This window comes from Gammaproteobacteria bacterium CG11_big_fil_rev_8_21_14_0_20_46_22 (genome assembly GCA_002796245.1).
Taxonomy (GTDB): domain Bacteria; phylum Pseudomonadota; class Gammaproteobacteria; order UBA12402; family UBA12402; genus 1-14-0-20-46-22.
On record PCWT01000005.1, the window covers coordinates 1 to 9,413 of the forward strand.

The 9,413-nt window shown below is 46.9% G+C and carries 11 protein-coding genes and 1 pseudogene (1 of these 12 running past the window's edge); 9 read left to right on the forward strand and 3 right to left on the reverse strand.

What is annotated here, in order from left to right; all coding sequences use genetic code 11:
• The first annotated feature begins 167 nt into the window (after positions 1-167).
• On the forward strand, positions 168-599 hold the full coding sequence (locus tag COV52_00190; GenBank protein PIR12150.1) for a type IV secretion protein IcmD: 432 nt from the start codon (positions 168-170) through the stop codon (positions 597-599).
• Between the two features lie 58 nt (positions 600-657).
• On the opposite strand, the gene hfq is transcribed toward COV52_00190, so the two are convergent.
• On the reverse strand, positions 658-873 hold the full coding sequence (gene hfq, locus COV52_00195; protein PIR12151.1) for an RNA chaperone Hfq: 216 nt from the start codon (positions 871-873) through the stop codon (positions 658-660).
• Positions 874-1,116: 243 nt separating this feature from the next.
• Between hfq and COV52_00200 the strand changes: the two genes are divergently transcribed.
• From COV52_00200 to COV52_00235, 8 genes are all read left to right on the forward strand, one after another.
• The gene (locus tag COV52_00200) at positions 1,117-1,896 is read left to right on the forward strand and encodes a hypothetical protein (protein PIR12152.1); all 780 of its coding nucleotides are present in this window, start codon (positions 1,117-1,119) and stop codon (positions 1,894-1,896) included.
• On the forward strand, positions 1,896-3,149 hold the full coding sequence (locus COV52_00205; GenBank protein ID PIR12153.1) for a lipoprotein-releasing system transmembrane subunit LolC: 1,254 nt from the start codon (positions 1,896-1,898) through the stop codon (positions 3,147-3,149). The genes COV52_00200 and COV52_00205 overlap by 1 nt, the downstream gene beginning before the upstream one ends.
• Positions 3,142-3,825 (forward strand): lipoprotein-releasing system ATP-binding protein LolD, encoded by a 684-nt coding sequence (lolD, locus tag COV52_00210; GenBank protein PIR12154.1) that lies wholly within the window; start codon positions 3,142-3,144, stop codon positions 3,823-3,825. The genes COV52_00205 and lolD overlap by 8 nt, the downstream gene beginning before the upstream one ends.
• Positions 3,800-4,243, forward strand: a complete 444-nt coding sequence (locus tag COV52_00215; protein PIR12155.1) for a hypothetical protein — start codon at positions 3,800-3,802, stop codon at positions 4,241-4,243. Before lolD ends, COV52_00215 begins: the two co-directional genes overlap by 26 nt.
• The gene (locus COV52_00220) at positions 4,243-5,115 is read left to right on the forward strand and encodes a segregation/condensation protein A (GenBank protein PIR12156.1); all 873 of its coding nucleotides are present in this window, start codon (positions 4,243-4,245) and stop codon (positions 5,113-5,115) included. The genes COV52_00215 and COV52_00220 overlap by 1 nt, the downstream gene beginning before the upstream one ends.
• Before the next feature lie 45 nt (positions 5,116-5,160).
• Entirely contained in the window at positions 5,161-6,000 is an 840-nt protein-coding gene (gene scpB, locus COV52_00225) for an SMC-Scp complex subunit ScpB (protein ID PIR12157.1), read from the forward strand.
• A complete protein-coding gene (locus COV52_00230; protein PIR12158.1) occupies positions 5,975-6,718 on the forward strand; it encodes a 23S rRNA pseudouridylate synthase B in 744 nt (247 codons plus the stop codon). The genes scpB and COV52_00230 overlap by 26 nt, the downstream gene beginning before the upstream one ends.
• Positions 6,719-6,885: 167 nt before the next feature.
• Positions 6,886-9,147: a copper-translocating P-type ATPase gene (locus COV52_00235; GenBank protein PIR12159.1), complete on the forward strand. Its 2,262-nt coding sequence runs from the start codon at positions 6,886-6,888 to the stop codon at positions 9,145-9,147.
• Positions 9,148-9,233: 86 nt separating this feature from the next.
• Here the strand turns inward: COV52_00235 and COV52_00240 are convergent.
• Positions 9,234-9,413, reverse strand: a 180-nt coding sequence (locus COV52_00240) for a hypothetical protein (protein PIR12160.1), incomplete at its 5' end; no start/stop codon positions are given.
• Positions 9,380-9,413: pseudogene (locus COV52_00245) on the reverse strand (hypothetical protein) (it continues 233 nt past the right edge of the window). The gene COV52_00240 and the pseudogene COV52_00245, both read right to left, overlap by 34 nt.

Consider the following 9,413-nt stretch of genomic DNA (forward strand, 5'->3'; position numbering starts at 1 on the left):
CAATCGCGCCAATGGACAGTGGAATGATTATTGGGAAGAAAGAAAAGCGGCATGAAAACCTACACTTTTAATCGCACCCGATGTTAAGCAAGCATTTGTTTTTTCGCAAGGCGTGTAGTACAATGCTTACAGCATATTGTCCAAGTCCAAGTCCAAGGAGTAGAGAAATGGCAAAACATTTTTTGAATAAGCGCTTTTTTCGCGGTTTATTGGTTTTATTATCAATGATAGCGGCTAGTTCACTCGTATTGGCGGCCCCGGCCCCTGCAAGCGGCGGTGTCGACTCATTGAGCACAGTGGCAACCAATATCACCGGTAACTTTGGTGCCTTGGCGAAAATGATCACAGCCGCAGCCTATGTCGCCGGGTTTGGCTTTGCGTTTGCAGCCATTTTGAAGTTCAAAGCGCATAAGGATAACCCTCAGCAAATCCCTGTGGGTACGCCGATTGCCTTATTATTTGTGGGCGCAGCCTTGATTTTCTTACCAACATTGTTCAGCGTGTCTGGCGCAACCGTGTTTGGTAGTGGTGCTTCTGTGGGTGGCTCGTCAGGTATGGATAACGTCCCTGGTTTTTCACAGCAATCCTCAGACAAGTAAATATTGACAATGTAAAAAGGGCGCTAGCGATAGCGCCTTTTTTTATGTATCTGTTGGTTTAAGCTTTTGTGCTCGAAGGAACGATGGTGGCCACAGCGTGTTTAAAGATAAGCTGGACCGTATCTTCTTTGAGGCTGATGGTGTATTGATCGTACGCAATCACTCGACCGTGCAGTTTAATGCCGCTTTTGAGATAGATGGCGGTGGTTGTTCCATTTTCGATGAGAGAATCTAGAAAGCTATCCTGCAAGTTTTCCGTGTTAGTATGGGACATGATTCTAAACTACCTTAAATTAACAAAGTTTATAATTAGTATAAGTAATAGAGTGTTCTGCTAACATCCTTGTCGTTAAGACACGAGACACTTGCAGAGGCCTCTTAGAATCAGAAATCTATGGTTATTGTTATTTGGTAGTCTGATTGCTGAAGATTTTTGCATAGAAACCGTAGTATAGCAAGTATTTATACCCAATAATTTATGATACCATGACCGGTTTTAGCGGCGAGGTTTTACCCTGTGTTAGTCGACTCTCATTGTCACTTAGAACTGATTGCTGAGCATGAGCAGGGCGAGAAGGTTGATGAAGTGTTGTCTAAAGCTCGGGCAGCGAATGTCGTTTGTTGCTTAACGGTTTCCACCTCGTTAAAAACTTTCCCACAAATTCAAGCGATTGCCATGGCGCACCCCGAGGTTTTTTGCTCTATGGGTGTGCACCCGCACAATGAATTTAAAGAACACTATACGGTGGGTGAGCTACTAACCTTAGGCGCCCAGCCAAAAGTGGTGGCGATTGGTGAAACCGGTTTAGATTTTTATTACGATAACGATGATCGTGCTGAGCAGGCCAAAAACTTTCGAGCGCATATTCAAGTGGCAAAAGCCTTAGATAAACCGTTGATCATCCATACCCGTTCAGCACAAGAAGAAACCTTATCCATCATGCGTGAGGAGAATGCTAGCCAGTGCTCAGGGGTGATGCATTGTTTTACTGAGAGCTGGGAGATGGCGAAAGCGGCTTTGGACTTGGGTTTTTATATTTCTATTTCAGGCATTGTCACCTTTAAAAAAGCAGACAATGTACGTGAGGTGGCTAGGCAAGTGCCTTTAGATCGCCTGCTGGTCGAAACCGACTCGCCATTTCTCGCACCTGTGCCGCATCGAGGTAAAGTTAACCAGCCTGCGTATGTGCACGAAGTGGCAGCCTTTATTGCTGGCCTTCGAGGCATGCCTTACGAAAGCTTGGTTCAGCAAACGGGCGATAATTTCTTCAATTTATTCAAAGGGGCGTCGGTCTAATGCGATTGCCTTTGTCCATTTTTTTAGGTTTGCGTTATTTACGTGCCAAAAAGCGCAGCGGCTTTGTATCCTTTATTTCATTCGTCTCAGTGTTTGGGATTGCATTGGGTGTGATGGTCTTGATCACGGTGTTGTCCGTTTTTAATGGCTTTAACGCGGCGATCAAGCAGCAACTGTTTTCCATGGTGCCGCATGTGACCTTAACAGGCTATGATAACCGCCTTAAACGTTGGCAAACGGTTGCTCAGCGTGTGGCGAAAAACCCCGCGGTCACGGCTGTTTCACCTTATGTTTCAGGCGAGTCGCTGCTCAGCGCGAACGGTGAAAATGTGCCGGCGTTGCTCTACGGTATTCAGCCTGCGGCGGTGAATAAAATCATGAATTTGTCGCACAGCTTGTTGGCCGGTCATTTAAGTGCGCTCGATCAGTCGGGTCATTTTGGCATTGTTTTGGGCGCGGGTATCGCAGGGCGGTTGGGTGTGACTGTCGGCGGTACAGTGAATGTTTTTACACCCAGTATGTCAGTGACGCCGCTGGGTGTTTCGCCGCGTTTTCGAGCGTTTAAAGTCGCGGGTATTTTCCACAGTGACAATGGTTTTGGTTTTGATAACTCCTTGTCATTTATCAATCTGACGGATGCTGCGCATTTGTATGCACTGGGTTCGTCCATCAGTGGTTTGCACATTGATGTCAAAAATTTATTTCAAGCGGCGAGTGTGGCTCAATCATTAAGCGATGAATTTGATGGTCATTATGATGTGAGTGATTGGTCGGTGCAGTACGGTGCGTTTTATCACACGATTCAAATTCAAAAAACCATGATGTTTTTAATTATGCTTTTGATTATTGCGATTGCGGCTTTCAACCTTGTGTCGAGTCTGGTGATGTTGGTCAATGAAAAACGTGCCGAAATTGCGATTTTACGCACCATGGGCATGACACCGTGGGCTATCATGCAAGTGTTTTTGTGCCAGGGTGCGTTGATCACATTAGTGGGTATTTTAATCGGTACGGCGGCGGGTATTGTTTTATCACTGAATATCACCAGTGTGGTCAACGGTATCGAAGCCTTGTTTCATGTGCAATTGATATCAGCCAGTGTGAATTTTGTGAATTACTTGCCGTCTAAGCTATCGTTTTCCGATATTTGGCATGTGGGTTTGATTGCTTTCTTAATGGGTTTATTGGCAACCTGGTACCCGGCCTGGCGTGCCTCAAAAACTCTGGTCGCGGAGGCTTTGCGTTATGAATAAGCCGATTATTCAGTGTGAAGCTTTAAGCAAAATCTACCAGGAAGGTGCTCGCCAGGTTGAGGTGATCAAGCATGTCGATTTTAGTTTGTCAGCGGGTGAGCGTGTGGCGATTATCGGCCGCTCGGGCTCAGGCAAAAGTACACTGTTGCAATGTTTGGCAGGCTTGGACAAACCGACGTCCGGGCGGGTGTTGTGGCATGGTCAGTCGGTCGAAGGCTTAAGTGAGGCGCGCCGCTGTGCGTTGAGAAACTCAACCTTGGGCTTTGTGTTTCAGTTTCATCACTTGTTGCCCGAGTTCAGCGCGTTGGAAAATGTGATGATGCCTTTATTGATTCGTGGTGTCGATCAATCACAGGCCTTGGCCACGGCTGAGCAGATGCTTGAAGCTGTGGGTCTTTCCCATCGTTTGTCGCACAGGCCGCAGGCCTTATCGGGCGGTGAGCGACAACGTGTGGCCATTGCTCGTGCCTTAGCCGCTAAGCCGAAATGCTTATTGGCAGACGAACCCACGGGAAACTTAGATGAGCAGGCTGCAAAGGCTGTGTTTGAATTGTTGATGAGCTTGTCGCAGGCTCAGGGTTTGGCATTGGTGCTTGTCACGCACGATCTCTCGCTAGCCAGTCGAATGCAAACTTGCTATGCTCTCGTCGATGGAGGATTATCGCTTGAATCGTAGAGTCTTAAGTGTGGGAAGTGTTGGTGTATTAACGATGCTTTTAACAGCTTGTGCCCCCGATATTCCCAAGCCCGGTTTGATTTATATTCCCAGTCATGGTGCGTCCACCGTGGCACCTGGCAGCCTTCTCATGGAAAATTTATGCTTGCACTATGGTGGCGATTCTTCTTGTTTGTATTTTCGCATTGATCAAACCTATCGTTTTACCCGTGGCGGTTTTGCCGGGCTTTCTGAAACAGGTAACTACGTGTATAACCTCAATCCGAAGCAGTATTCGCGCGCGGTGTTAACCTTAGGCGAGGCCACGCCGGTGATGGTGAAATTGAACTTTAGTTCGCAGTCGACGGGGCATTATCAAGTCACACGTGCAAAGAAAACCTTATTCTCGGGTCAATTTACCTTAAAACAGGATTCATGATGACGGACGATACGCAGGATTCGCAGTCACAGTTACTTAATCAAGCCGCTAACAATGCGGCGCAAACGCTCGAGCCGAGTGATTTTGTGATCAAAATTAAAGGTCAGCTGATCACAGAGTTGCCGCAAGATTTATACATCCCACCTGAAGCCTTGGAAGTGTTTTTAGAAACCTTTCAAGGCCCTCTCGATTTATTGTTGTATCTAATCAAAAAACAAAACCTGGATATTCTCGATATCCCGATTGCTGACATTACAGAGCAGTACATGGGCTATGTGGAAATCATGAAGGCGATTAATCTTGAGCTTGCGGCCGAATATTTGGTGATGGCAGCGACGTTAGCCGAAATTAAATCACGCATGTTGTTGCCTAAAAGCCCGCACGATGAAGAAATGGAAGACGACCCGCGTGCTGAGTTGGTTCGACGTCTGCAAGAGTATGAGCGCTTTAAGCGTGCGGCTGAAGATTTGGATGCTTTGCCTCGCCAAGAGCGCGATATTTTTGTGGCCAACGCTGAGCCGGTTGAGTTAAGTGTGGTGAAAAAATTACCGCACATCGAGCTGAATGATATGTTGAAAGCCTTAAGGGCTGTGATGCGTCGAGCGGCCTTGCAAGCGCATCACCATGTTCAAATGGAGCCCTTGTCCATTCGTGAGCGGATGTCGACGATTCTTGATACTTTATCCCAGTCAAATTTCCGGGCGTTTACCTCGTTTTTCTCGAAAAAAGAAGGGCGTTTGGGTGTGGTGGTGACCTTCATTGCCATGCTTGAGCTGATGAAAGTGGGTATGATTGAGTTTGTACAGGCAGAGCCGTATGCGCCGATTCATTTGCGCAAACGAGAGCAGCTTGAGACGGATGCAAGCTTGTAGAAAATCATGTTATGATGTCGCACATTGAAGTTGTAAGGGTCACCTATGTCCTCTGAGCTGAATAAAATTATTGAAGGTGTTTTGTTCGCAGCCGATCGCCCGCTGGCGGTCGATGATATTTTGAACGTGTTTGAAGAGCAAGAGCGCCCAGAGCGTTCGGCAGTTAAAGCAGAGCTTGAGCAGCTGCTTGAGCATTATGCGGGGCGTGGTGTGGAGCTCAAAGAGCTGGCCAACGGCTATCAGTTTCAAACCCAGGCAGATTTATCGCCTTGGGTGAGTCGCCTTTGGGAAGAGCGTGCGCCGCGTTATTCCCGTGCTTTGTTAGAGACCTTGGCCTTGGTTGCGTATCGCCAGCCTATCACGCGCGGTGAAGTGGAAGAAATTCGCGGTGTGGCGGTGAGCACAAACATCATGCGCACCTTGATCGAGCGCGAGTGGGTGAAGGTGGTGGGGCACAAAGAAGTACCCGGTCGTCCGTCTTTATACGCCACAACCAAAGAGTTTTTGGATTACTTTAATTTAAAAAGCCTGCAAGATTTGCCTTCTTTAGCTGAAGTCGTTGACCTTGACGAGGCCGGTAAGAAACTAGAAGCCAGCTTGAAAGCAGAGCAGGAAGCCGCAGAGGCTGAAGCGTTGGCCGCGGCTGAGCTTGACGCCAAACCGGTTGATCCAGATCACCCTGAGTTTTCAGAGTCAGACTTCGGCGACGAAGAGGATGATATCGATATCGATGATGAAGCCTTGGCTGAGGCCATGAATTTTGCAAAAGCTTACGATGTCGATGCCATCATCAATCCTGAAGTCGACGAAGATGAGGGAAATGAAGCTGAGTCATCGGCTGACGATGATCAAGGTCATAATGAAAAAGCCACTTCAGAAGCCTGAGAAAATACAAAAAATCCTGGCTAGCCGTGGGATAGGCTCTCGCCGGCAAATTGAACAAATGATCATTGACGGTAAAATTCGCGTGAACGGCAAAGCGGCCACGCTCGGTGATCGCGCATCTTCTTGCGATCGCTTTGAGGTGAATGGTCAGCTTGTTAAGCTCGATGCAGATGAGGCGCCGGCCCAACTCATTATGTATCACAAACCTGCGGGTGAGATATGCACGCGCAGTGATCCGCAGGGCCGCCCCACCGTTTTTCACGCTTTACCCAAATTGCATCGTGGTCGCTGGATTAATGTTGGGCGACTCGATTTAAACACCTCGGGTTTGCTGCTATTTACGGACTCTGGCGAGTTAGCCAACCAGCTCATGCATCCAGGCGCGAATATTGAACGCGAATACGCGGTGCGTGTGTTTGGCGAGGTCGACGATGCTTGTTTATCCCGCTTGCTTAAGGGTGTTGAGCTAGAGGATGGATTGGCCAAGTTTGAGCGAGTGAGTCTTGCCGGTGGCAAAGGTAAAAACCAGTGGTTTAATGTCGTGCTCACGCGAGGTAAAAACCGCGAAGTTCGCCGCTTGTGGGAATCCCAAGGCTTGACGGTTAGCCGCTTGATTCGCATACGTTTTGGCAGCTTGCATTTACCGCGTGGCCTCAAGCCGGGTCGTTGGCAGTCTGTGTCGCTCGATCTCCTGGATGGCTTGCGGGGATCGTTATAAACCATTAAATTTTTAGCCATTTCTCTCTCCAAAGCTATTGGTTTATTGTTTTACCATTAACGGAAAATCTGTAAAGCCGATAAACACCGTTTGTCATCCCTTTGTTTCATTGGTGCTTGTAGTATATTCTAATGTTGATGGTGAATCTTGCGAAAAGGAATGTCTGCATGACAACAAATAAGCTAACCACTAACACTAAACAATCTGTTCAGTATCGACTGAAACTATTGCAAGTCAGTTGTGCCAGTTGTGTTAAAAGCATCGAAGCGGCTTTACAAGGCGTTGAGGGTATTGATGACGCTCAAGTTAATTTTGCTGCGCGCACGGTTTTTATCACAGGTCATGCCAAACCACACACTGTCATTAAAGCGATTCAAGCAGCGGGTTATCATGCCCTGCTGATTGAAGATGAGTATCAAGGCAGTGCTGGCGATCAAGCAGAAATAAAACACATGCGTCATTTGTTCTATAAAGCGCTCATCGCGGGTGTGATCGGTATCGCTTTATTTATTTTATCGTGGCTACCTTGGCAGCTCAGTTTAAACACGTTAATCGGTCAAATCATTTGGGGGATTTTGGGATTAATGACACTGCTTGTTATTTTGTATGCCGGTGGCCATTTATATCGTGGCGCTTGGAATGCCTTTTGGCAGCACTTAGCCACCATGGATACCTTAATCACGATCGGTACGGGTGCGGCCTGGGTGTATTCTATCGTCATTGTCATTTGGCCAACGCTAGTGCCTGAAAGTGCTCGCCATGTGTATTTTGAAGCGGCGCTCATTATTATTGCCTTAGTGGATTTAGGCGCCGCTTTAGAAATTCGAGCACGCGGTAAAACTTCTGAGGCGATTAAACGTTTAATTGGTTTACAAGCTAAAACCGCCCGCCGAGTTGATGCGCAAGGCAATGAACAAGACATACTGATTGAAGATTTACAGATCGATGATATTTTGCGCGTGCGTCCGGGTGAAAAAATTCCTGTTGATGGGGTTTTAACTGAAGGCCATTCTAGCATTGATGAATCGATGTTAACGGGTGAGCCCATGCCGGTAAATAAAAAAATGAATGATCTCGTTTTTGGCAGTACGATCAATAAAACAGGCAGCTTTTTAATGAAAGCGACGAAAGTCGGCAAAGACACCGTGCTGTCACAAATTATTCAGTTGGTGCAGCAGGCTCAAAGCACCAAGCCACCGATTGCCAAGCTCGCTGACAGTGTGTCCAGTTATTTTGTACCAACCGTATTAATTCTGGCAGTGATGACAGCAGTTGTTTGGTTTAATGTCGGCTTTGCTGCCGGTTTTGTTTTAGTGGCTAGCATGACGGTGCTGATTATTGCTTGCCCTTGTGCACTTGGCTTAGCGGCACCGATTTCTGTCATGGTTGGTATGGGTAAAGCGGCTGAGTATGGTGTGCTCATTCGTCATGGTGAAGCTCTGCAGCGTGCGAGTGAATTAACCACACTAATACTCGATAAAACCGGCACGATTACCAAAGGTCAACCGGAAGTCGTTAAGATTATCGCGACTCAATCTTTCGATGAAAGCACCTTGCTGCATTATGCCGCCAGCATTGAGCAAGCATCTGAGCACCCTTTAGCACAAGCGATTGTCGAGCACGCTAAAAAACAATCTGTTGTATTAAGCAAAGCCGATGACTTTAATGCCATTACCGGGCAAGGTGTTGCTGCTACGATTGGCGGTAAAGCCGTATTGTTGGGCAACCAGCGTTTAATGACGGAACATCAAGTGTCTATCGATCATTTGCTTGTCGAAAGTGATGAACTAGCCCGCTTAGGCCAAACACCAATGTTCATCGCCATTGATCAACAAGTGGCAGGTATCATTGCTGTGGCTGATCCTATCAAAGAAGATTCTAAAACTGCTATCCAGCAACTCCAAAAACTCGGCATTCAAGTGGTGATGATCACCGGCGACAACGAAAAAACGGCACATGCAGTGGCAAAACAAGTGGGTATAGAACAAGTGTTTGCTGAAGTATTACCTGAACACAAAGCCGATCATATTAGAAAATTGCAATCCAAACGCGCCGTCATTGGTATGGTCGGCGATGGGATTAATGATGCGCCAGCGCTTGCACAAGCCGATGTTGGTTTTGCTATTGGCGCAGGTACGGACGTTGCGATTGAAAGTGCGGATATCACCTTAATCAGCAATTCATTGCAAGGGGTTTTAAATGCCATTGCGGTGTCAAAAGCCACGTTACGCAACATTAAGCAAAACTTATTTGGCGCCTTTATTTATAACAGTATTGGCATCCCCATTGCAGCAGGCGTTCTCTATCCAGTCATTGGCTTGCTGTTAAGCCCGATGATTGCAGGCTTTGCGATGGCAGCCTCATCGCTTACGGTCGTTTCTAATGCCAATCGCTTGCGCTTTTTTAAAGTCAAAGGACAAAAACCATGATCAGTATTATCCTTTTTAACAGTATTGCTGCGCTCTTAATCATTTTGATCGTGGTTTGGTTTTGGTTAAGGTAATCGCTTGTTTTGTTAGCTTGGCTGCTTACTTTCATTGTAATGTCTCAGCACTTCCATTTTATTGGCAGTTTCTATGCCTGCGATAGGTAAGCTATCAGGATTTAGTAAGCCAATTTGCACCAAAACACTCGCTTGATCCCAATAAATATGTTCATGAGTCACTTTGCCTTGATCAAAGCCAACAATAACAAT